Here is a 20,437-nt window from a genome sequence, read left to right as displayed (position 1 = left end):
CAGCACACAGTGAAACGGCGCCAACAGGCGCCGTTTTCTATTCAGCCACGGTCATTGCGCTAGGGGGCAAACCGGCGGCGCGGCGCACTGCCCTGCCGCACCAGAAGCCGGCAGGGCAGCAGCGGCAATTCGGCCATCTTCAGGCGCCAGGCGCCGGGCACAACTCAGCGCCTGTTCGGCACCCTGCCGGCACCCCCGCTCCCCCAGTAACTGCGAGAGATTGAACCATCCCGCGGCGAACTCCGGCTCGCGCAGCAGGCTGGTGCGCAGCGCCTCTTCGGCGCCCGGCCGATCGCCACCGGCATAGCGACTGTTGGCCAGCGCGAACCACGTCAACGATTGCTCGGGCCATTGCCGCGTCGCCGCCAGGTAGGCGCGCTGGGCTACCGCGCCATGGCCGGTTTCCTCGAGGTCGCTGGCGGCCTTGAGCCAGGCACGCAACTCGGGCTGCGCCGGCAGCTTGTCCGCCGGCAGGGTCAGTACCGCCCAATGCCCGCCACGCGCCCAGGTGCTATCGAAGCTAGCAAAGTCGGTCAGCCAGCGCCGCTCGGTACCCGAGCGCAGAATCAACGTGCGCTCACGGCGGTCATAGCCCACCACCACGGCAAAGTGCCAACGGGGGTACCAATCGAACGCCAGATTCTGCAGGACCAGCACCGGATTGCCCGCCGCCACTTCCGCCAACAGCGCCTCCAGGCGTGGCTGGAGCGGATACACCAGCAGCTCATGGGCCCGAGCCGCGGCCACCATCTCGACCTGCAGGCTGCCCTCGCGCCCCGGAATGAATACCTTGTCCTTGAGCAAACCAGGACTGGTCTGCACCCCGCGCTGGTTGAGCATGGTCGCCAACGCCGCAGGCCCGCACTGATAGGCGCTCTGCGGGAAGAAGGGCACGCTGCTGAGTTCCACCCGCTCAGGAAGACGCGAGGTCTCCGGCGGCAATACCGGAGACCTCGCGCATGCAGCTAGCAGAAGAAGCAGTAGGACGGGAAGGAAACGCAAGCCACTCAGCGATTTATGCATTTGACGAAACTGAAGATGTTGGTAGCGCAGAGCATATCCGTGATGATGAAGATCACCAAGAACAGCACGATGACACCCACCACGCCGCCGCCCGCCGGAGCGTCCTGCAGCTGTTGATTGAACTGCGCCAGCTCGGCGCTGGTCAGGCTGTTGATGCGCTCCTCGACCTGCGCCCGCTCCACGCCCATCGCCTCGAGCTTCTTCTGCACGCCTTGATCTTCCAGCATGCCCAGCAGCTGCTGGCGATCTACCTGTTGCTGTTGCGTGGCCAGCACCTCGGCCGTGCCGATCATCGCCGCATTGGCCAAGGGCACCTGGGCGACCATCAATAGATGGAACACCGCCAGGGCGGCAGCCAAACGACGAAACAGAGAATGCTTGCTCATAGCGATCATCTCCCAAATCAGTCATGCCCCGCACCGGTGCGGCGCGTAAGGTCTCGAAATGAGCATAGACAATAGGAAGCAAAACGATTGCTCGGCAATGCCGAATCATATCCCGCCAAACGGGTTCTACCCCGTGGAAGGATTTGGCCCAGGCCGTGTAAAAACGCAGCGGGTGATGGACAGCTGGAGATTGGATGGTCTTAGCGGCGCCCAGAGGCCCTATGGGCGCCTGGCATGTCCATCCGGGTCATTCAACTGATTCGGGCAAGTGCTGCTTCCGCGATGCTGTGCGACGATCTCAGCGGGCCGCTAATGGGGTTCAGGCCTTCATCGCGGCCATCAGCGCACTATTGCCCAGCAGGCTCAGCACCCGTTTGAAGTTGTAGGCGAGCACATGCAGGCTCATTTCTGTGCTCACTCGATCGAGCGTCTTGGTGAGGAAATGGGTGGCGCCCATCCAGGCCTTCAATGTGCCGAACGGATGCTCCACCGTTTGGCGACGGATCCGCATCATCTCGGGCGCTTGATCCAGGCGACTCTGCATCGCTTCGAGCACTGCCTCATGCTCCCAGCGGCTCACCCGGCGCTGTGGGCTCGGCGTACAGTGCTCTTTTAACGCGCAACCTTGGCAGTGCGAACTCCAGTAGCGGTGCAGCTTCAGCCCTTTCTCGACTCTTGCAAAACGCCAGATCAGGCTTTGCCCAGCAGGGCAGCGGTACTCGTTCTTGGCTGCGTCATAGATGAAATCACCTTTGCCGAAGCGGCCAGCCGCTGTCGCCCCCGAGGTCAGCGTCTTGGGCACGAAAACGGTGATTCCAGCCTCATGGCACGCCAGGATTTCTTCGCCTTTGAAATACCCTCTGTCTGCGACCGCCGAGAGTTCCTCGACACCCATGGCCTCTCGCGCCTGCTTGGCCATGGAGCTCAGTTGGTCTCGATCGACTCCGTCGTTCGTGACCTCGTGCGTCACGATCAGGTGGTGCTTCGCGTCGACCGCCGCCTGCACGTTGTAGCCGACCATTCCGCTGCCCCGGGTCTTCATTGAGCGGGCATCGGGATCGGTCAGGGAGATCTGTTTATCCGGTGTTTCGTTGAGCTGACCCTCGATTTCCTTGAGTTCCCGGAGCTCAGTTTTCAAGGTCGCGATCTTGTCGTGGAGGCGTTCGGCTTTGACCTTCGCCACGGCCGGTTCCTGACGATCAGCGGTATCCAGTGCGGTCAGGTAACGGTTGATGCTGGACTCGATCTCCTCCATTCGCCGCTGAAGCTTGGCGCTGGTGAAGTTGCGGTCGCGATTGTTGACCGCCTTGAACTTGCTGCCATCGATGGCTACCAGCGCTTCCGAGAACAGGCCAAGCTGCTGGCACAGCAGCACGAACTGCCGACAGACACCGCGGATTGCCTTGCCGTTATCCTTGCGGAAGTTGGCGATGGTCTTGAAGTCCGGCATCAACCGTCCGGTCAGCCACATCAACTCAACGTTGCGCTGAGCCTCGCGTTCGAGACGTCGACTGGACTGGATGCGGTTGAGGTAACCGTAGATGTAGATCTTCAGCAGGTCGGCAGGATGGTAAGCGGGCCGACCTGTTTCAGCCGGGACGACACCCTCGAAACCCAGTTGGCCAAGGTCGAGTTCATCGACGAAAACATCGACCACCCGCACCGGGTTGGTGTCCGCCACGTAGTCATCCAGGCTCTCGGGAAGCAGCGCGCTTTGGCCTCGATGCTCTCCCTGGATAAAACGCTTCATCGGCATCCCCCGCTGATTTGAATCCATCAAATCACAGCAAGGTCGATGCCAACGTTTTTACACAGCCTGGGCCGTAAGGAGAAACTTGGCTTCTGGGCAGGCTGGACTAATCTCAGTGAACCTTGAAAAGGAGTTCGAGCGATGCCCCATCATGCGCAAGGCCGTGCGCTTCTGCTTTTCGCTACCCCTCCCTGGCGGTCCTGCACCGCCTTTGTTGTGCCTACCGCAGTAAATAACCCTTAGCACTTTATCGGCTCACCCCATGCGTGAAGCCGACCAAGTGCGCTCGCCCTCATCTCGCAAGCAGGCAAGGAGCCCCCTATGTGCACCATAGGCACCGTCTTTGACGGCAATACCATCCACACCTTCAAACAGTGCGACCTGATCCCCATCACTACCTTCAACGCACCGGATGTGCGTGCCGGCAGCAATGGCGTGAACAGCTACATCGCCATGACGCGCCAAGGGAGCTCCGGCATCTGGGCGGGGGTCAACGACCACGGCGTGGCCTTTGTCGCGGCGGACACCTACACCACCACCGCGGCCAACTATTACGCCAGCAACGCGCAAGTCGAAGCGTTGTTTGCCGCCTACGAGGCCAGTATCAGCAGCCATACCAGTGCAACCGCGGCGGCGCAAAGCCTGATCGACTTCTACCGCAGCACGGGCGGCGACACGCCATTTCCGGCACCGGATATCGCCATGATCAGCGGCTGGAAAGACCCACAGAGGACCCAGCCGATCAGCATCCTTATCGAGTACATGCCCAATCCCTTCAACCAGGACTCGGTACGCCTGATCAAACGCCGCAACGGTTTTTTCGTCTCGACCAACAACTTCCGCCTACAACCAGATGCCGTGCAATACGCCGCCAATCACAGCACCTACCTGCGCTTACAACGCGCCGAAACCATTCTGCAGGTCGATCCCAGTCATCAGGGCATCAAGACCCTGCTCAGCGACCAATATTACGGGCAAACCGAACTCTCGATTTGCCGTGAAACCGAGTACCTCGGCATCGAGTTCCACACACAGGCCACCGCGCTGTTCAGCGTCAACGCCAGCAGCTCGGCGTGCGAGTACCAGATCAACGGCAACCCGAGAAACAACCCCCTCAGCGTATTTCCGGAGACCCTGTCATGAGCGCTATCGACATCACCCTCAAGGTCGCCGACCAGGCACCTATCGCCCCTCCCGCACAAGGCTTCTTCTATGTCGATCAGGGCAACTATCAGACCTTCATCCTGGCCGACACGCCACTGACGGCCTACTCCGACAGCGCCACCTCCTGCATCATCACCGTCGTGGTCAGCAGCTTCGACAACCGCAACAGCCTTACTCTGGCCCACCTCGACAGCCCCGCCTGCATCGAGGCCTTCTTTAGCCTGATCGCCGCCCAGGCGGCCAACAGCTATCAAATATTCGCCCAAGGCGCCAACCCGCCGGACAACAGCACCGCCCAGGCCAATGCCGAACAATTGCGCACCTGCATTGACCAGCTCGGCGACAAGGTCGCCCAGTGCGAACTGGCGCTCTTGCAGGGCGACCCACGGCAGGACAACCGTGGCGATTTCGGCGTCAGTTACTCCGGCGATGGCCGCGCCGTGATCAGCAACCAGCCCTATGACCTACAGCTGTACCAACGCGACCCGAGCTGCGGCGGGCAAACGGTGTACTGCATCATGCGCCGCCAGGAGCAGCCGCCCGTGCAGATTCGCGACGCCGGCCTGCCCTTCACCCACGCCGAACTGGTCGAACTCGCCGCGATCGCCCTGCAATTCCGTAAAGACCCGCAAGACCCCGCCACGGCCTTCAGCAACATCGTCAATCTGCAAAGCGAAGAGATTCGGCAGAACTGGTCGACCACACCGGCCTATGAAGCGCCCTGGTTCGCCGACCAGCTCAAACTCGGCGCCGCCTTCGCCATCGCCATGGCGCCCGTGGTGAGCCTCAGCTCTCAACACCTGAGCCGCACCACGGCACCCAGCTTCAGCCGATTGCGCCAGGCCCTGCTGGTTCGACGCTAAATCCAGCACCCGCCAAAGCAAGGAGGCAGAACATGAACATCGCCATCATCAACACCGGCGGCACCATCAGCTGTGTCGGCGACCCGCTAACCCCGATGAGCGCAAGCGCCTTTGCCGAGGCCAGCGAGCAGTTGCTCAACCCGATCCTGCTGCAGCAGTTCCCCGACCTCAACATCGGCTACCTCACCCAAGTCAGCTTCCCCGAGTCGGCCACAGAAACCCTGGACAGCACCAATCTGCAACCCACCGACTGGTGCATCATGGCCCAGGGCATCCTGGACAGTTACGCCGCCTACGACGGCTTCGTCATTCTCCACGGTACCGACAGCATGGACTTCTCCGGCGCGGCGTTGGCGTTCCTGCTCAACAGCTTCGACGCCAACGGCTATGGCACCGCCGTGCTGAACAAGCCCGTAATCATCACCGGCTCACAGGTGCCGCTGTATTACCAGGCCGGCAGCGATCAGGCGTTAAGCCTGAACTTCAACACCGACGCCTATCAAAACCTCTGCGGCGCCGTGGCGGCCGCGCAGTGCGGCATTGCCGAGGTGTGCGTGTACTTCCACAACCATCTCTATCGCGGCAGCCGTGCGGTCAAGACCAACGCCAGCCAGTTTGACGCCTTCTCGTCGCCCAATTACCCGCCCCTGGCGGAATACGGCATCGCGCTGACGCTCAACGGCGCAGCCTGCTTACCCGGCCCCGTGCACAGCAACCTCAGCCTGGATACCCCCACGGTACTGGCCAGGCAACAGCGCCAGGTCAGCAGCATCAAAGCCTGCATCAATAATTTCCCGATTGCCCAACTGAACGCATTCCCTGCGCCCTACAGTCTTTCGCCGCCTAGCGGCTTTCTCGCCACGCTGATCGACGCGGTGGTCAAGGCCGGGGCTGGCGGCATAATTCTGGAGTCCTATGGCGAAGGCAACTTTCCGTCCGGCAACCCGGACACACCCAGTGCAGGGGCTATCTATCAGGCCCTGAGTCAGGCCAATCAAAGCGGGGTGAACCTAGTCGATTGCACCCAGGTATTGGCCGGCACGGTAAACAACAGCGCTTATGCGGCCGGCGCCTGGCTACCCCAGGTTGGCGCCCTGTCGCCGGCGGACATGACGCCCATGGCCGCCCTGGCCAAGCTGATGATCCTTATGGCTGCCGCCGAATCCAACGGCTGGACACGCCAGCAAGTGCAGAGCCTGCTGCAAACCAATCTCACCGGCGAGATGCACAGCGTCAACTATCTGGATAGCCGGACCCGCGCCGAACTGCTGCCCAACCAAAGCATCAGTGCCCTGGATGGCAGCGCAACCCTGACCAACACCTCAGATCAGGGCCCCCTATTGCTCGCCAGCGGACAGAACACTCCACTGTGGCGCCTGCCCATCACCATCCAACCGGGTGACCTGCCAGGCCGCTTACGCATGCAGGATGACGGCAACCTGGTGTTCTACAACCGCAACAACCAGGCCATCTGGGCCAGCGATACCGGCCAATACGGTGGCGCCTCATCGCGCCTCGTCATCAGTGGCCATTACGCCAGCTCAGCCCAGGACAGCAACCTGCTCCTTCAGGTTTACGACTATTCCAGCATGGCAGGCGCCTGCCAGCTCTACCCCTAACCCTGCCCCACCGAAGAGGAAGACGCCATGAACACCTCACCACGCCCCTTCAAATTCAGCGGTGTGATTGCCCCCCAGGATTTCTTTCACCAAACCACAAGCGCCCCGGCACTGGGTGCGGTGCCGGATGAACACTACATAGCCCCCACAGTTGTACCGGTACAAATCAGCGTGCCCGAACAAAAAACCATCGGCGTCCCCCAGTACTCGAGTACGGTGTACGGAGAGGCGGCCGGAGGCTACGACCCCGCCAGGGACTGCCAGGGCAACTTCATGTCCTTCAAGTTCCAACCCAACAACAACTGTTACGCCTACGGCTGCAACATCACCCCCAACACCTTTCCGCAACCAGGACGGCAGAGCGGTTACCTGCTGACCGCCGCCGACTTTCAACAGTCCTTCGCCGACCTCGGCGCCCTGGTCAGCAGCTACGCCGTAAAAGATGGGCTGGAGTTCGTCGGCACCAGCCTAGAACAGCTGTTTGCCTTTAAATCCAGCAAGCAGGGCACCAACCCCCAGCTGCCAGGCAACCTGGGTGCCGGCTACCTCGGCGGGCACTTCGTCGCGCTGATGGTTTCCACCGCGGGCGACGCCAACTGGCCGGGCGACTACCACTGGGCGCGCTGTGACAACTCATCCGGCGCTTGCGATAGCTGGTCGCAGAAGGACGGCTCCGACCAGGTCACCAACTTTGACTTCGCCGGCAACGCCATCAGCAACCCCATGACCGCCAACTGGCAAGTCAACCAGGGGCCAATATCCAGTACTGACAACCGTGAACTGGTGGTGGAATACGGTTTCTATTGCTTTATGTTCGTCCCGGAAGCGGGCGTCCAAATCATCTAAGCCTGCGTTGACCATCGATAGAAGGCCCAGCGACCAGAGGGTGGCTGGGCTCGTCAGCCTACTGAGCCGTCCCTAAGGAGGCGATGCATTTCTGGCAAAGATTGGACTCACTGGTGCTGGAATTGTGCATATACCGCGCTGGCGACTCGCACCAGCTCACCCTTGTCGATCCCCGCGGACAGCGCATAGCCGAACGGGCCGTCGATCCAATAGAAGACGTTGACCGGACCTTCCTCTGCGAAGTGGAAGCCGGTGTTCCGGTTACTGCTGTTCTCGGTGGAGACGTACAGGGTCAGGCGCTGACCGCTGCCATCGTGGTACATGAACTGCGCCACTGGACCGCTGTTACCCGGCAGCAGACGCCCACCGATCAACTCGTAACCGAGGCTACCCAGGCTCGGGGCCTGGATCTTGGCGTTCAGGCGTTTCGACAGCCAGGCCAGCAGCTGATCCTGCTGATCGGCGCCGATCTCCACCGGGCGACGCACATCGGGGCTGTATACAACATGGGCAATCGCCGCCTGCCGGGCCAGGCTCGCCGGCTGCGATGCGCGCTGCCACTGCTGGCCATCCAGCTGCACCAGCTGCGATGACTGCAACTCGCCGCGCAGCAGCCAGCCCGCGCCGCCACTGAAACAGACGATCAACAGTCCGGCCAGCAGGCGTGGCCATCGCCGCTGCGCTAGGCGAACCGGTGTTGATGCCGTGGCGGCTGCACGCAGGTGCTCGGGCACGGGTTCATCCAACACCGGATCGAACAGCGCGCGAATTTCGCGATTCTGCTGCTGGTAGCGCTGAAGCCGCTGCGCCTCACGCGGATGACTGGCGAGGTAGGCCTCCACCGCGGCCCGCCGCGACTCCGGCAGGAGCCCGTCGACATAGGCCTGCAGCTCGTGCTCGTTGATCTCAATTCGGCTCATTTCACCACCTTCAACGTGACACTCGCCGCACGCCCATCCATCAACAGACGCAGCCGCTCCCGGCCACGGGACAACCGCGACATCACGGTGCCCATGGGGATGCCCAGGGTGCTGGCCACCTCCTCGTAGCTCATTTCCTGCAGGGCCACCAGCAGCAGGACCTCACGCTGTTCGTCCGGCAGCAGGCCCAGGGCCGACTGCAGGTCGCGCAACGCCAGGGCATCGGGAGGGCTGGCGGGGCTGGCCAGCTCGCCGCCGGCCTCGTCCAGCCCATGGGTGTCGAGCCTCGGCCTGCGTCGCTGATCGACATGCAGGTTGTGCATGATGCCGAACAGCCAGGCACGCATATCGCTGCCGCGCCGCCACAGGGAGAGCTTGCCCCAGGCGCGCTCCAGGGTGTCCTGTACCAGATCGTCGGCCGCCGTCCGGTCGCCCACTAGCGCGCGGGCATAACGGCGCAGCCGCGGGATGCAGGTCAGCAGCGTTTCGCGGTCAGCGCTCATCGAAAGGTTCCACAACTATCGATCTCGAGAAGGCAAACCGGGCCCCAGAGTCCGGCCATCATCAATAGGCGCTGGCCACGGGCGCCGGCATTACCTGCCAGGTCTCGCTGGCGATCTTGCCGGCACGATAGGTCAGCACATAACGCACATCGATCGGCTGCTTGCCGGTGAAGCGCACATCGGCGGTAACGGTCGCGCCCTTCGCGTTGGCCGCCTCCTGCAGCTCGGTCTGGCCGACCTGCAACGGCCCCTGCGCCTTGGCGAAGCGCTGCCACAGCTGGCCAATGTTGTCCGCCCCCTGGTAGCGGCCGTCCAGTGGCCCGCCGACCCAGTTCAACTGCGCGTCGGCGGCATAAGCCGCCATCAGCTGGCTCAGGTCTCCGCGAGCAATCGCCTGAAAGTGCGCGCTGGCAGCGTCGGCAGCCGGGCCGGCCTGGGCGGTTTGGGCGGTTTGGGCGAAGCCCAGGACGGTCGAGAGGGACAGAAGGGCAATCAGTTTCTGCTGCATGGCGGGGTACTCCGAAGGTTGAGGCCTGGCTAAAGGCGGGATACTCATCAGGTATACGAAGCGCAGCTGGGTTTTATTCCCATGCAGTGAAAATATTCTCTGGCCTTGGCCAGGAGACCGAGTCACCAGCACTGCTGGGGCTCAGACCGCGCGGACCGCCAGCAACTCCGGCAATGAGTCCCGGATCAGGCTGATGCCCGCCAGCACCATCAGCGCGAACACCAGCCAGCGCACCCCGCGCGGCGACAGCTTCGGCGGATAGCGGCGCATCAGCCAGCTGAGCAGCAGCACCAGCGGCAGGGCCTCGGCGCCCAGCCACAGGGTGGCCGGCAGCAGCTGCCCCTGGGCCAGTACCAACCCCAGGCGTGCAGCGGCGTTGGCGGCAAACAGGGTGATCAGGGTATTGCGGATCACCTCGTAGGCCAGCGGCTGGCGATACAGGTGATAGACGATCGGCGGCCCGCCGCTGGAGAACAGGCCGTTGAGCAGCCCGCACAGGCCGCCCGCCAGCCAGAACGACGGCTGCAGGGACAGTTTCGCCCGCGGTTTGCTCTGCACCACCAGCATCAGGCTGGCGATGACGATCAACGCGCCGAGCAGCAGGCGCAGCCAGGCGACCTGCTGGCCGACCAGCATGCCCAGGCCCCAGATGCCCAGGCTGACCCCGAGCAGGCTGCTGATCAGCAGCGGCATCAGCACGCGGCGATCCAGTTGCGGCTTGGCCCCGCCCAGGGTGCCCATGGCATTGCCCAGGGTCAGGATGCTGATTACCACCGCCACCTCGCCCAGCGGCACCACCTGCAGGTGGGCGACCAGCCCGAGCAGGATCAGGCCGAAGGCGAATCCTGTGAGGCTCTGCGCCACGGTGGCCAGGGCGACGCAGGCGAGGAACAGCAGGTGCTCCTGCACACTCATGGCGCCCTACCGGCCGGCCCCAGTGGCCGACCCGATCTGGATCCGGCGCCCGGAATCCGGGCTGCCTGCCTCACCCCAGCCAACTCACCGCCCCCAGGATCAGCAGCGCGAGGAACAGCGTCTCGCTGACCAGCAGGGTCGCCGGGCGCCAACCGACCTCCAGCAGCGACTTCAGCGAGGTCTTCATGCCCAGGGCGGCAATGGCGGTGATCAGGCACCAGCGCGAGACGTCGCCGGCGAACGCCTGCACCTGCGCCGAGGCCACGCCGCTGCTGTTGAGGGCCACGAAGAGCACGAAGAAGATGATGAACAGCGGCAGCGGCAAGGCCGGGCGCGGCCCCTCGCTGTGCTTGCGCAGCAGCAGCGACAGGCTGAAGACGATGGGCACCAGCATGGCCACGCGCAGCAGCTTGATCACCGTGGCGCTGTCGCCGGTTTCGTCCGACATGCTGTAGCCGGCACCGACCACCTGGGCCACGTCATGGATGGTGGCGCCGAGGAACACCCCGGCCTGCTGGGCGTCCAGCCCCAGCCACTGGGCGATCGGCGGGTAGGCGATCATGGCGATGGTGCTCAGCGCGGTGACGCTGATCACGGTGAAGATGGTGTTGCGCTCGCTGTCCTTGTTCTGCGGCAGCACCGCGGAAATCGCCAGGGCCGCCGAGGCGCCGCAGATGCCCACGCTGCCGCCGCTGAGAATGCCGAAGTCGCGCGACTGGCCGAGCAGTCGGGCGAGGAGGATGCCGAAGCTGATGGTCAGGAACACCGCGCCTATCACCACCGCCATCAGCGTGCTGCCCAGCGAGAGGATCTGCTCCAGGGTGATGCGCATGCCGAGCAGGGCCACGCCGATGCGCAGGATGGTGCTGGAGGTGAAACGGATGCCGGCGACCGCGCGGCCCTCCTCGGAGAGAAAGCCCAGGGCCATGCCCAGCAGCAACGCCATGAGCATCACCGGGGCGCCGTAGTGCTCGGAGAGGAAGGCGGCGCTGGCGGCGACCACGGCGGAGGCGATCACGCCCGGCAGCAGCAAGGCCAGGCGCTGTTTGCGCTCCATCAGCCAGGAGGTCGGCACCGCCTCGTCCTGGGTCTGACTGTGGCTGGGCGGGATCGTGTGGTGTTGTTTTATTGTCATATTGGCACCTACACCCTGTAGTGGCGAAGACATGGAGTCTCGATGCTAGAGAAACCGCCACCGGCCCATTAGGGCCACGCCACCGGCGTCATAGGGTCCAGCCGCCGGGCCGTGCTTGGCCCAGCAGAAAGGCCGCAGCTGGCGCTACGGGCCGCTCCGCCGCGGCCCCTATAGTGGTGCGCGCACGCCCACCACCGGCGACCGGAGGCGGGCCGGAACCCGCCGGCGGGCGCACGCCCCATCACCCGAAGAGGCCCCCATGACCCTGGACAACCTGCGCATCGTGCAGCTCGGCGAGCGCCTGCGCGAAGCCTGGCAGCAGCCGCATCCGGCGTTCGCCTCCGGCCGGGATGCGCGCAGCAGCGACAACGGCCTGCTGCTGCAGTGCTACGGCAACCTGACCCGGGCCGCCGGCGCCGCCTGGCAGAACGCCGGACGCACGCTGATCGACAAGACCTACCTGCGCATGCTCAAGGACTGCGCCGGGCTGGACTTCCTCGGCCTGAGCGCCGACGAACTGGCCGCGCGCCTGGATGGTTTCATTCGTCGCGAGCTGGCGCCATGCTGGGCGCAGCTGGAAGGTTGGCGCGGCGCCGAGGGCCTGGAGCCGGCCCTGGCACTGCTGGCGTCCGGCAACCGGGCGCTGTTCGACGACGCCGACGGACACCTGGCAACCAGCTGGCTGCTGTTCTACCTCTGCCCGCAGCTGCCTCTGCTGCCGGTGCCGGCCGGCACCGCGCAGCGCCCCTGGCTGCTGCGTGCGCTGGAGCTACAGACCCGGTTGCCGGTACTGCCGCGGCCCCGGCTGTTCGCCGGCGATGCCCGCGAACAGGCCCTGATCCGGCAACTGGTCGAAGGCAGCGACTGGTGGCGCCGGCGCGTGCTGGCGGCCTGGCTGGCCGCCCCTCCGGCGAACTGAAGCCGGCCGCGCCGGCTCAGGCGAACGCCTGCTGCAGGCGCTCACGCTCCGCGGCGCTGTATTGCACGGCGCCCACTGGAATACGGTCGCCGAGGGCGCTGCGCACCTGCTCGACCTCCTCGGCGCTGAAGGCGCCGCACAGCTCGATCAGCTGCACATGGCGGGTCAACAGCTCCTGCGCCACCAACACCGCCTGCTCGACGTCCGCCACGCCGCACAGGGTGGCGGCGAAGGCCTCGGACTCCAGGCAACCGTTGTGGGTGAGAAAATCCATGCCGGGGGCTTTGAAGATGAAGGCATAACGTTGCAGGGCCATACGGTTGCTCCTCGGTTAGTGAGCCAGGGCGCGAACCTGCGCCTGCTGACGATGGTCGATGAAGATGGAGGCCAGGGCGCAGGACGCCAGCCGCGCCTCCAGCGGGTCGGCGCGTGAGGTCAGCACGATCGGCACCCGCGCCCCCAGTACCAGGCCGGCGGCGGTGGCGCTCATGAAGTACACCATCTGCTTGAACAGCATGTTGCCGGCCTCCAGATTCGGCACCAGCAGGATATCGGCATTGCCCGCCACCTGCCCACCGATGCCCTTGATCCGCGCAGCCTCCAGCGACACCGCGTTGTCGAAGGCCAGCGGCCCCTCGACGCAGGCGCCGCGCAGGGCGCCGATGGCCGCCAGTTTGACCAGCTCCGCGGCGTCCTGGCTGGAGGGCATGCTGCGCGTCACCTCCTCGGTACCGGAGAGCACCGCCATGCGCGGCATCTGGTAGCCCAGGGCGTGCATCAGTTCGATGGCGTTCTGGGCGATGTGGATCTTGTCGACTATGGTCGGCTGCACGTTGATCACCGCATCGGTGATCGACAGCGCCTTGTCGCTGCCCGGCAGGGTCATGTGGAATACATGGCTGAGGCGGCTGGCGGTGCGCAGCCCGGCCTCGCGCTTGAGTACCGCGCGCAGCAGGGCATCGGTGTGCAGATGGCCCTTCATCAGCGCCGCCACCTCCCCGGCGCCGGCCAGGGCGCAGGCCAGTTCGGCGCTCTGCCCTTCGTCGGCGGCGGCCAGTATGCGCAGGTCGTGCAGGTCCCAGTCGATGGCCTCGGCCTGGGCGCGGATCTGTGCCGGGTCGCCGACCAGCACCGGCTCGATCAGGCCCTGGTCGCTGGCCTGCCTGGCGCTTTCCAGGCTCAACTGGTTGACCGGGTTGACCACCGCCGTGACCACCCGCGGCAGGGCCTTGGCCCGCTCGAGGAGAAACGCCGGACATTCCCGTGGAATAGTGCTCAACATGCTTGCTTTCCCGATTGTTCGCGGTCGAAGCCACAACGGCGCCCGAAGGCGCCGCTGCAGTGTTACCAGCTGCGGGTGACCGGCGCGGGCCGGTCACCGCGGCGACTCAGACGTAGTCCTTGTACTTCTCCAGGAAGCGCACCGGCTTGGACAGCGCATCGCGGCGGAACGGATCGCCCAGCTCGCGGGTGCACATGATCTCGATCACCGTGGTCTTGCCGGCCTTCTGCGCCTCGCAGGCGGCCTTCAGCGCCGGGCCGACGTCTTCCAGGCGGTCGACGGTGACGCCTTCGGCGCCCATGGAGCGGGCGATACCGGCGAAGCTCTGGTTCTCCAGGTCGCCGGCGACGAAGCGGCGGTTGTAGAAGTCCACCTGGTTCTTCTTCTCCGCGCCCCACTGGCGGTTGTGGAAGACGATGGAGGTGACCGGGATGTTCTCGCGCACGCAGGTCATGATCTCCATCATCGACATGCCCCAGGCGCCGTCGCCGGCGTAGGAGATCGCGGTGCGGTGCGGCGCGGCGACCTTGGCGCCGATGATGGTCGGCAGCGCGTAGCCGCAGTTGCCGAAGCTCATGGCGGCGAAGAACGAACGCGGCTGCTCGAAGCGCAGGTAGCTGTTGGACACCGAGTTGATGTTGCCGATGTCGGTGGAGACCATGGCGTCGGCCGGCATGGCCTTCTCCAGCTCACGCAGGACCTGGCGCGGGTGCAGGTAGCTGCCGTCCTCGCCGCTCTGCTCCTTGATCATGTCCAGGGAGTATTCGTCCTTCTCGTGGATCCAGGCGTTCAGCTCGGCTTCCCAGTTGGCCTTCTCCAGGGCGATTTCCTCGGCCCGCGCGCCCTTGTTCTCCAGGCAGCGCACCGCCAGGTTCTCCAGACGACCGAGCAGGTCGGCGGCGGCCGCCTTGGCGTCGCCGCAGATGCCGACGGTGATCTTCTTCACCAGGCCGAGCATCTTCGGATCGCAATCGATCTGGATCACCTTGGCCTGCTTCGGCCAGTAGTCCAGGCCGTGCTGCGGCAGGGTGCCGAATGGGCCCAGGCGGGTGCCCAGGGCGACCACCACGTCGGCGCGCGACAGCAGCTTCATCGCCGCCTTGGAGCCCTGGTAGCCGAGCGGCCCGCACCACAGCGGGTGGCTGGCCGGGAAGGAGTCGTTGTGCAGGTAGCTGTTGACCACCGGCGCGCCGAGGTACTCGGCCAGGGCCTTGCACTCCTCCACCGCGTCGCCCATGACCACGCCGCCGCCGGAGATGATCACCGGGTTCTGCGCCTCGGCCAGCAGCGCCGCCGCCTCGGCCAGGCTCTGCGCGCCGCCGGCGCTGCGCTCGATGCGGATCGGCGCGGGGATCTCGACGTTGATGTCGCCGTAGAAGAAGTCACGCGGGATGTTCAGCTGGGTCGGACCGTTCTCCAGCATGGCGCGATCGAAGCAACGGGCGGTCAGCTCGGCCATGCGCGCCGGGTTGGCGACGTGGCCCTGGTACTTGGTGATGGTCTCGAAGAACGGCAGCTGCTGGGCTTCCTGGAAACCGCCCAGGCCCTGGCTCATGGAGCCGGTTTCCGGAGTGATCACCACCACCGGGCTGTGCGCCCAGTAGGCGGCGGCCACTGCGGTGACGAAGTTGGTGATGCCCGGGCCGTTCTGCGCGATGCACACGCCGTGGCGGCCGCTGACTCGCGAGTAGCCGTCGGCCATGTGCCCGGCGCCCTGTTCGTGGACCACGGGGATGAAGCGGATGCCGGCCGGGGCGAAGATATCCATCGCATCCATGAAGGCCGAGCCCATGATGCCGAAGATGTCGGTAACGCCGTTGGCGACCAGGGTTTCTACCAGGGCTTCGCTGGGAGTCATGCGTGGCATGTCGGTATTCCTCTCGTTGCTTAAGGGACGGCGACGGAGCCGCCGGTTTTATCGGGGCTCAGCCGCGCAGCGGCATGGGCGCACAGGGATAGCCGAGGGCCTCGGCCACTTCCGGGCAGGTGACCTGCCCGGCATGGATATTCAGGCCATTGGCCAGGTGCGGATCGCGGCTCAGCGCCTCCTCCCAGCCGAGGTCGGCCAGGGCCACGATGTGCGGCAGGGTGGCGTTGTTCAGCGCCAGGGTGGAGGTGCGCGCCACCGCGCCGGGCATGTTGGCCACGCAGTAGTGCACCACGCCGTCGACCAGGTAGGTCGGTTCCTGGTGGGTGGTGGCACGGGAGGTCTCGAAGCAGCCGCCCTGGTCGATGGCCACGTCGACCACCGCCGAGCCCGGCTTCATGGCGCGGACCATCTCGGCGCTGACCAGCTTGGGCGCGGCGGCGCCGGGGATCAGCACGCCACCGATCACCAGGTCGGCGGACAGCACGTGCTCCTCCAGTTCGGCACGGTTGGACAGCACCGTCTGCAGCTGGGTACCGAACTCGCTGACCAGGCGGCGTAGCACCTCGATGCTGCGATCCAGCACCACCACCTGAGCGCCCAGGCCGAGGGCCATGCGCGCGGCATTGGAGCCGACCACGCCGCCGCCGAGGATCACCACCTTGGCCGGCTCAACCCCCGGCACACCGCCGAGCAATACGCCGCGACCGCCGCGGGACTTCTCCAGGCAGGCGGCGCCGGCCTGAATCGACATGCGCCCGGCCACTTCCGACATCGGCGCCAGCAGCGGCAGGCCGCCGCGGCTGGAGGTGACGGTCTCGTAGGCGATGCAGGTGGCACCGCTCTCCAGCAGGTCGACGGTCTGCTCGCGGTCCGGCGCCAGGTGCAGGTAGGTGAACAACAGTTGATCGCGGCGCAGCTGCCTGCGCTCGCTGGCCTGGGGCTCCTTGACCTTGACGATCATCTCGGCCCGGGCGAACACCTCCTCGGCGCTGTCGGCGATGCACGCGCCGGCGGCACGGTAGTCGTCGTCGCTGAAGCCGATGCTGGCGCCGGCCTGGGTCTGCACCAGTACGGCATGGCCACGGCTGGTCAGCTCCTGAACGCTGGCTGGCACCATGCCGACGCGGTACTCGTGGTTCTTGATCTCTTTCGGAACTCCGATAAGCATGCCGGTCTCTCCCGTTGTTGTTGTGTGGAGTCAGTGAGGCAGGTCGAGCGTGCTGCCGCGTCGCGCTCGAGGGCGGGGCGGCTGGCTTGGGGCTAGAGTAGGAGCCGGGCGAGAGAGCCAGATAGAACCAGTTGCGGGGCAGCTGTTGCGCCAGGACGGCGCACTGCTTCGGGCGCGCGCCGCCGTGGGCCCGGGTGCCTAACGCCGGCCGGCGCCCGCGGCGCAGCCCAGGCGCCAGGCGGCCTGCAGGGCTGGTGGGGTGGGACGCGCAGGGCGGCCGTGGCGCCGGGAACCGGCGCGCGGCAAGCCGCCTCTGGTCGCTAGGTGCGGCCGCGCAGCTGCTGCTGGATCAGTTCGGCGAGCAGCTTGACGCCGGGGCGGATGCGCTCGGTGGCAATCGAGGAATAGCCGAGGCGGAAGTAGTTCAGCGGCGGGTTGTCGCCGCAGAAATGGATATCGCCCGGTTCGATGAGGATGCCCTTGGCCGCGGCCTCCTTCTGCAACTGCCGCGCATCCAGGCCTTCCGGCCCCTGGACCCAGTAGCAGGAGCCGCCGAAGCTGGGCTCCTGGGACGACTCCGGCAGATACTCGTGCAGGGCGTCGCCCATCTGCTCGTGGCGCTCCTGGTAGGCGCGCATCAGGCTCATGATCAGGGCGTCGTGGTAGCCGCGCTCGAGAAACAGCGCCACCGAGCGCTGATTGTTCGCCGCCGGGTGGCGCACCATCAGCCGGCGTAGGGCGCGCGCCTCGCGGATCAGCGCCTCGGGGCCGACCAGATAGCCGACCCGCAGGCCTGGCGCCAGGGTCTTCGACAGGCTGCCGACGTAGAGCACCCGGTCGTTCTTGTCCAGGCTCTTGAGCGCCGGTATCGGGTTGGCCTTGAAGTTGGTCTCGCTCTCGTAATCGTCCTCGATGATCAGGAAGTCGTGCTGGTTGGCCCGGCGCAACAATTCGTAGCGGCGCTCCAGTGGCATGGTCACGGTGGTCGGGCACTGGTGGCTGGGGGTGGTGTAGATCAGGTCGCAGCGGTCCAGTTCGTCACTGAGCACCAGGCCGTGCTGATCCACCGCCAGCGGCTGAATCCGCGACGGGTTGAGCGTGGCGATATTGCGGATGTCCATGTAGCCCGGGTCTTCGATGCCCATCAGGCTGTCGGGACGCAACAGCAGACGCGCCAGCATGTACAGAGCGTGCTGGGCGCCGACCGTGACCAGGATCTGCTCCGGCGAGGCCCAGACCCCGCGCCGCGGCAGCAGACGGGTCCTGATCTGCTCCATCAGCAGCGGGTCGTCGTTGTCGAAGCGGTCCGAGGCCCAATCGCGGATCGCCGGGATGCTCACCGCATCGCGGCAGCATTCGCGCCAGTTGGCGGTAGGAAACAGGGCCGGGTCGAACTGGCCGTAGATGAAGGGGTACTGGTACTTCTGCCAGTCCCGCGGCTTGCTCATATTGCGCTGCTGCGAGGGCTGCACCACCAGGCGCCGTGACCAGTCCGGCGCAGTGCCCGCGTCCGCGGCCACCGCCGCCGAAGGCGTCTCCACCTTGCGCGCCAGGATGTCCGGGTTGACGTAGTAGCCACTGCGCTCGCGGGCCAGCAGGTAGCCGTCGTCGAGCAGGTGCTCATAGGCCAGCACCACGGTGTTGCGGGCGATGCTCAGCTGCTTGGCCAGCTTCCGGCTGGAAGGCAGCGCCGTGTCCAGCGGGATGTTGCCGTTGAGGATCGCCTGGGCAATCTGTTCGCGCAGCTGCTGCTGCAGGCTGGTGGCTTTCTCGGCTGAAAGGTGGAACAGCTGGAACATAGGTGGCCTCGGCTGAAAGTACGACTGGCGCGGGCCCACCCTAGCGCGGCCGACGCCCTCATAATGCCCATGCCGTGGCATGCGCCACGGCTCGGCGCAGACTAGCAACAACCCCGGGGCAAGACCATCGGCAACACGGCCCTGACTGACGCAGACACGGCAAAAGCCGGGCCGCCCACCCGAGGTGGACGGCCCGGCCCGGGTCGGCCGCTCCTCAGGCGTTGGGCGCCAGGCGCTTGAAGGCGCTGTCCAGCGCGGCGACTATGGTGTCCAGATCGGCTTGCGTGGCGATCAGCGCCGGGCTGAAGCACAGGGTGTTGTTGTACTGCTCGAAGCTGCGGTTGGTGCGCCCGATGATCACCCCCTGGCGCATGCAGTCGGCGGCGATGGCCATCGGCAGGCTCTCGGCCACCGGCTCCTTGGTGGTGCGGTCCTTGACCAGCTCCAGACCGCAGAACAGGCCCTTGCCGCGCACGTCGCCGATCACCTGGTACTTGTCCTGCAGCTCGCGCAGGCGGGCCATGAAATACTCGCCCATCTGGGTGACGTTCTCCAGCAGGCCCTCCTCCTCGATGATGCGCATGTTCTCCAGCGCCGCCGCCGGCCCGGCGGTGCAGCCGCCGAAGGTGCTGATGTCGCGGAAGTAGCCCATGCGGTCGTCGGCCTCGCCCTTGAACGCCTCGAACACCGCCTCGGTGGTCACGGTGCAGGAGATCGCCGCGTAACCGCTGGCCACGCCCTTGGCCATGGTGACGATGTCCGGCTGGATGCCGTAGTGCTGGTAGCCGAACCACTTGCCGGTGCGGCCCAGGCCGCAGACCACCTCGTCGATGTGCAGGAGGATGTCGTACTTCTTGCAGATCGCCTGGATGGTTTCCCAGTAGCCGGCCGGCGGGGTAATCACCCCGCCGCCGGCGGTGATCGGCTCGAGCACCACGGCGCCGACGGTGTCCGGCCCTTCGGCGAGGATCACCCGCTCCATCTCCAGGGCGGCGCGCACGCCGTAGTCGGCCACCTCGCCAAACTGCGAGCGGTATTCACAGCAGTGCGGGAATTCGACGAAGCCCGGGGTGAAGGGGCCGTACTGGTTCTTGCGCTCGAACTGGCCGGTGGAACTCAGCGCGGTGATGGTGGTGCCGTGATAGTCGCGCTCGCGGAACAGGATCTTGTGCTTCTTGCCGCCGTACTTCTTGTGGGCGATCTGCCGCACTATCTTGTAGGCCTTCTCGTTGGCCTCGGAGCCGGAGTTGGAGTAGTACACCCGACTCATGCCCGGCATCTTCTCGATCAGCTTCTTGGCGAACAGCGCGCCGGGGATGTTACCGGCGGTGTTGGCGAAGTAGTTCATGGTCACCAGCTGCTCGCGCACCGCATCGGCGATGCTCTCGCGACCGTAGCCGACGTTGACGGTCCACACTGCGCCGGACACCGCGTCCAGGTATTCGTTGCCCTTGGCGTCCCAGACCCGCATGCCCTGGCCCTTGACGATCATCAGGGGGTCGTTCTGCTCCAGCGGCTTGTGCTGGGACAGGTGGTGCCAGACGTGGGCGCGGTCGCTGGCCAAGGCCTCGGCTGTATCGAATTCGTGAGCGGTAGTGTTCATGCGTACCTCCTGACTGGAGCATTTTTATTGTTGGCCGCCGGGCCGGAGAGGAACTCCGGACACCGATAGGTTGACGGCGGCGGCAGCGACCCGCATCGCGATGCACACTGCCCGAGCCACCCTTGCCGACGAAACTAAGAGCAAGCCGCAGACGCAGTTAGAAC

At 65.5% G+C, this 20,437-nt stretch carries 19 protein-coding genes; 5 read left to right on the top strand and 14 right to left on the bottom strand.

The features are described from left to right. Window positions 1-51: 51 nt before the first annotated feature. From ACSX1D_RS09385 to ACSX1D_RS09375, 3 genes are all read right to left on the bottom strand, one after another. Window positions 52-1,023 (bottom strand): PA2778 family cysteine peptidase, encoded by a 972-nt coding sequence (locus ACSX1D_RS09385; protein ID WP_439861973.1) that lies wholly within the window; start codon window positions 1,021-1,023, stop codon window positions 52-54. Then, entirely contained in the window at window positions 1,008-1,409 is a 402-nt protein-coding gene (locus tag ACSX1D_RS09380) for a PA2779 family protein (RefSeq protein WP_439861972.1), read from the bottom strand. The genes ACSX1D_RS09385 and ACSX1D_RS09380 overlap by 16 nt, the downstream gene beginning before the upstream one ends. A gap of 319 nt (window positions 1,410-1,728) precedes the next feature. Next, window positions 1,729-3,159: an IS1182 family transposase gene (locus ACSX1D_RS09375; RefSeq protein WP_439861971.1), complete on the bottom strand. Its 1,431-nt coding sequence runs from the start codon at window positions 3,157-3,159 to the stop codon at window positions 1,729-1,731. Between the two features lie 321 nt (window positions 3,160-3,480). Between ACSX1D_RS09375 and ACSX1D_RS09370 the strand changes: the two genes are divergently transcribed. From ACSX1D_RS09370 to ACSX1D_RS09355, 4 genes are all read left to right on the top strand, one after another. Continuing rightward, complete coding sequence (locus ACSX1D_RS09370) at window positions 3,481-4,302, top strand: hypothetical protein (protein WP_439861970.1); 822 nt, start codon at window positions 3,481-3,483, stop codon at window positions 4,300-4,302. Beyond that, window positions 4,299-5,186, top strand: coding sequence for a hypothetical protein (locus tag ACSX1D_RS09365; RefSeq protein ID WP_439861969.1), 888 nt, complete (start codon window positions 4,299-4,301; stop codon window positions 5,184-5,186). Before ACSX1D_RS09370 ends, ACSX1D_RS09365 begins: the two co-directional genes overlap by 4 nt. A gap of 32 nt (window positions 5,187-5,218) precedes the next feature. Further along, the gene (locus ACSX1D_RS09360; protein WP_439861968.1) at window positions 5,219-6,805 is read left to right on the top strand and encodes an asparaginase domain-containing protein; all 1,587 of its coding nucleotides are present in this window, start codon (window positions 5,219-5,221) and stop codon (window positions 6,803-6,805) included. Between the two features lie 171 nt (window positions 6,806-6,976). Beyond that, on the top strand, window positions 6,977-7,651 hold the full coding sequence (locus ACSX1D_RS09355) for a hypothetical protein (RefSeq protein ID WP_439861967.1): 675 nt from the start codon (window positions 6,977-6,979) through the stop codon (window positions 7,649-7,651). A 107-nt stretch (window positions 7,652-7,758) separates the two neighbouring features. Here the strand turns inward: ACSX1D_RS09355 and ACSX1D_RS09350 are convergent, their stop codons facing one another. The 5 genes from ACSX1D_RS09350 to ACSX1D_RS09330 form a co-directional block, all read right to left on the bottom strand. Next, a complete protein-coding gene (locus ACSX1D_RS09350) occupies window positions 7,759-8,571 on the bottom strand; it encodes an anti-sigma factor family protein (RefSeq protein ID WP_439861966.1) in 813 nt (270 codons plus the stop codon). Further along, window positions 8,568-9,074 carry an RNA polymerase sigma factor gene (locus ACSX1D_RS09345; RefSeq protein ID WP_439861965.1) on the bottom strand — a complete coding sequence of 169 codons (507 nt, stop codon included), beginning with the start codon at window positions 9,072-9,074 and terminating at the stop codon, window positions 8,568-8,570. Before ACSX1D_RS09345 ends, ACSX1D_RS09350 begins: the two co-directional genes overlap by 4 nt. A 61-nt stretch (window positions 9,075-9,135) precedes the next feature. After that, on the bottom strand, window positions 9,136-9,582 hold the full coding sequence (locus ACSX1D_RS09340) for a nuclear transport factor 2 family protein (RefSeq protein WP_439861964.1): 447 nt from the start codon (window positions 9,580-9,582) through the stop codon (window positions 9,136-9,138). Window positions 9,583-9,723: 141 nt separating this feature from the next. Continuing rightward, entirely contained in the window at window positions 9,724-10,497 is a 774-nt protein-coding gene (locus ACSX1D_RS09335; protein WP_439861963.1) for a TSUP family transporter, read from the bottom strand. Between the two features lie 70 nt (window positions 10,498-10,567). Beyond that, entirely contained in the window at window positions 10,568-11,554 is a 987-nt protein-coding gene (locus tag ACSX1D_RS09330; protein WP_439862295.1) for a YeiH family protein, read from the bottom strand. 337 nt (window positions 11,555-11,891) lie between these two features. Between ACSX1D_RS09330 and ACSX1D_RS09325 the strand changes: the two genes are divergently transcribed. After that, window positions 11,892-12,551, top strand: coding sequence for a hypothetical protein (locus ACSX1D_RS09325; RefSeq protein WP_439861962.1), 660 nt, complete (start codon window positions 11,892-11,894; stop codon window positions 12,549-12,551). Between the two features lie 16 nt (window positions 12,552-12,567). Here the strand turns inward: ACSX1D_RS09325 and ACSX1D_RS09320 are convergent, their stop codons facing one another. The 6 genes from ACSX1D_RS09320 to ACSX1D_RS09295 all read right to left on the bottom strand — a co-directional run bounded on the left by ACSX1D_RS09320 (window position 12,568) and on the right by ACSX1D_RS09295 (window position 20,273). Further along, the gene (locus tag ACSX1D_RS09320) at window positions 12,568-12,867 is read right to left on the bottom strand and encodes a DUF6506 family protein (RefSeq protein ID WP_439861961.1); all 300 of its coding nucleotides are present in this window, start codon (window positions 12,865-12,867) and stop codon (window positions 12,568-12,570) included. Between the two features lie 15 nt (window positions 12,868-12,882). Further along, window positions 12,883-13,833 carry a bifunctional enoyl-CoA hydratase/phosphate acetyltransferase gene (locus ACSX1D_RS09315; protein WP_439861960.1) on the bottom strand — a complete coding sequence of 317 codons (951 nt, stop codon included), beginning with the start codon at window positions 13,831-13,833 and terminating at the stop codon, window positions 12,883-12,885. A 106-nt stretch (window positions 13,834-13,939) separates the two neighbouring features. After that, complete coding sequence (gene xsc / locus ACSX1D_RS09310) at window positions 13,940-15,700, bottom strand: sulfoacetaldehyde acetyltransferase (protein ID WP_439861959.1); 1,761 nt, start codon at window positions 15,698-15,700, stop codon at window positions 13,940-13,942. 58 nt (window positions 15,701-15,758) lie between these two features. Further along, window positions 15,759-16,871 (bottom strand): alanine dehydrogenase, encoded by a 1,113-nt coding sequence (ald, locus tag ACSX1D_RS09305; RefSeq protein ID WP_439861958.1) that lies wholly within the window; start codon window positions 16,869-16,871, stop codon window positions 15,759-15,761. A gap of 320 nt (window positions 16,872-17,191) precedes the next feature. Continuing rightward, window positions 17,192-18,670: a PLP-dependent aminotransferase family protein gene (locus tag ACSX1D_RS09300; protein ID WP_439861957.1), complete on the bottom strand. Its 1,479-nt coding sequence runs from the start codon at window positions 18,668-18,670 to the stop codon at window positions 17,192-17,194. Between the two features lie 214 nt (window positions 18,671-18,884). Beyond that, the gene (locus tag ACSX1D_RS09295; RefSeq protein ID WP_439861956.1) at window positions 18,885-20,273 is read right to left on the bottom strand and encodes an aminotransferase family protein; all 1,389 of its coding nucleotides are present in this window, start codon (window positions 20,271-20,273) and stop codon (window positions 18,885-18,887) included. Between the last annotated feature and the right edge of the window lie 164 nt (window positions 20,274-20,437).

The sequence above is a fragment of the Pseudomonas sp. MBLB4136 genome, assembly GCF_051904765.1.
In the GTDB taxonomy this organism is placed as follows: Bacteria; Pseudomonadota; Gammaproteobacteria; order Pseudomonadales; family Pseudomonadaceae; genus Aquipseudomonas.
This window is presented reverse-complemented; position numbering and strand designations above follow the sequence as displayed.

Coding starts and splice junctions, on each gene's coding strand:
- ACSX1D_RS09385 (WP_439861973.1), bottom strand. CDS start 1,023: ATGCATAAATCGCTGAGTGGCTTGCGTTTCCTTCCCGTCCTACTGCTT.
- ACSX1D_RS09380 (WP_439861972.1), bottom strand. CDS start 1,409: ATGAGCAAGCATTCTCTGTTTCGTCGTTTGGCTGCCGCCCTGGCGGTG.
- ACSX1D_RS09375 (WP_439861971.1), bottom strand. CDS start 3,159: ATGAAGCGTTTTATCCAGGGAGAGCATCGAGGCCAAAGCGCGCTGCTT.
- ACSX1D_RS09370 (WP_439861970.1), top strand. CDS start 3,481: ATGTGCACCATAGGCACCGTCTTTGACGGCAATACCATCCACACCTTC.
- ACSX1D_RS09365 (WP_439861969.1), top strand. CDS start 4,299: ATGAGCGCTATCGACATCACCCTCAAGGTCGCCGACCAGGCACCTATC.
- ACSX1D_RS09360 (WP_439861968.1), top strand. CDS start 5,219: ATGAACATCGCCATCATCAACACCGGCGGCACCATCAGCTGTGTCGGC.
- ACSX1D_RS09350 (WP_439861966.1), bottom strand. CDS start 8,571: ATGAGCCGAATTGAGATCAACGAGCACGAGCTGCAGGCCTATGTCGAC.
- ACSX1D_RS09345 (WP_439861965.1), bottom strand. CDS start 9,074: ATGAGCGCTGACCGCGAAACGCTGCTGACCTGCATCCCGCGGCTGCGC.
- ACSX1D_RS09340 (WP_439861964.1), bottom strand. CDS start 9,582: ATGCAGCAGAAACTGATTGCCCTTCTGTCCCTCTCGACCGTCCTGGGC.
- ACSX1D_RS09335 (WP_439861963.1), bottom strand. CDS start 10,497: ATGAGTGTGCAGGAGCACCTGCTGTTCCTCGCCTGCGTCGCCCTGGCC.
- ACSX1D_RS09330 (WP_439862295.1), bottom strand. CDS start 11,554: ATGGAGCGCAAACAGCGCCTGGCCTTGCTGCTGCCGGGCGTGATCGCC.
- ACSX1D_RS09325 (WP_439861962.1), top strand. CDS start 11,892: ATGACCCTGGACAACCTGCGCATCGTGCAGCTCGGCGAGCGCCTGCGC.
- ACSX1D_RS09320 (WP_439861961.1), bottom strand. CDS start 12,867: ATGGCCCTGCAACGTTATGCCTTCATCTTCAAAGCCCCCGGCATGGAT.
- ACSX1D_RS09315 (WP_439861960.1), bottom strand. CDS start 13,833: ATGTTGAGCACTATTCCACGGGAATGTCCGGCGTTTCTCCTCGAGCGG.
- xsc (WP_439861959.1), bottom strand. CDS start 15,700: ATGCCACGCATGACTCCCAGCGAAGCCCTGGTAGAAACCCTGGTCGCC.
- ald (WP_439861958.1), bottom strand. CDS start 16,871: ATGCTTATCGGAGTTCCGAAAGAGATCAAGAACCACGAGTACCGCGTC.
- ACSX1D_RS09300 (WP_439861957.1), bottom strand. CDS start 18,670: ATGTTCCAGCTGTTCCACCTTTCAGCCGAGAAAGCCACCAGCCTGCAG.
- ACSX1D_RS09295 (WP_439861956.1), bottom strand. CDS start 20,273: ATGAACACTACCGCTCACGAATTCGATACAGCCGAGGCCTTGGCCAGC.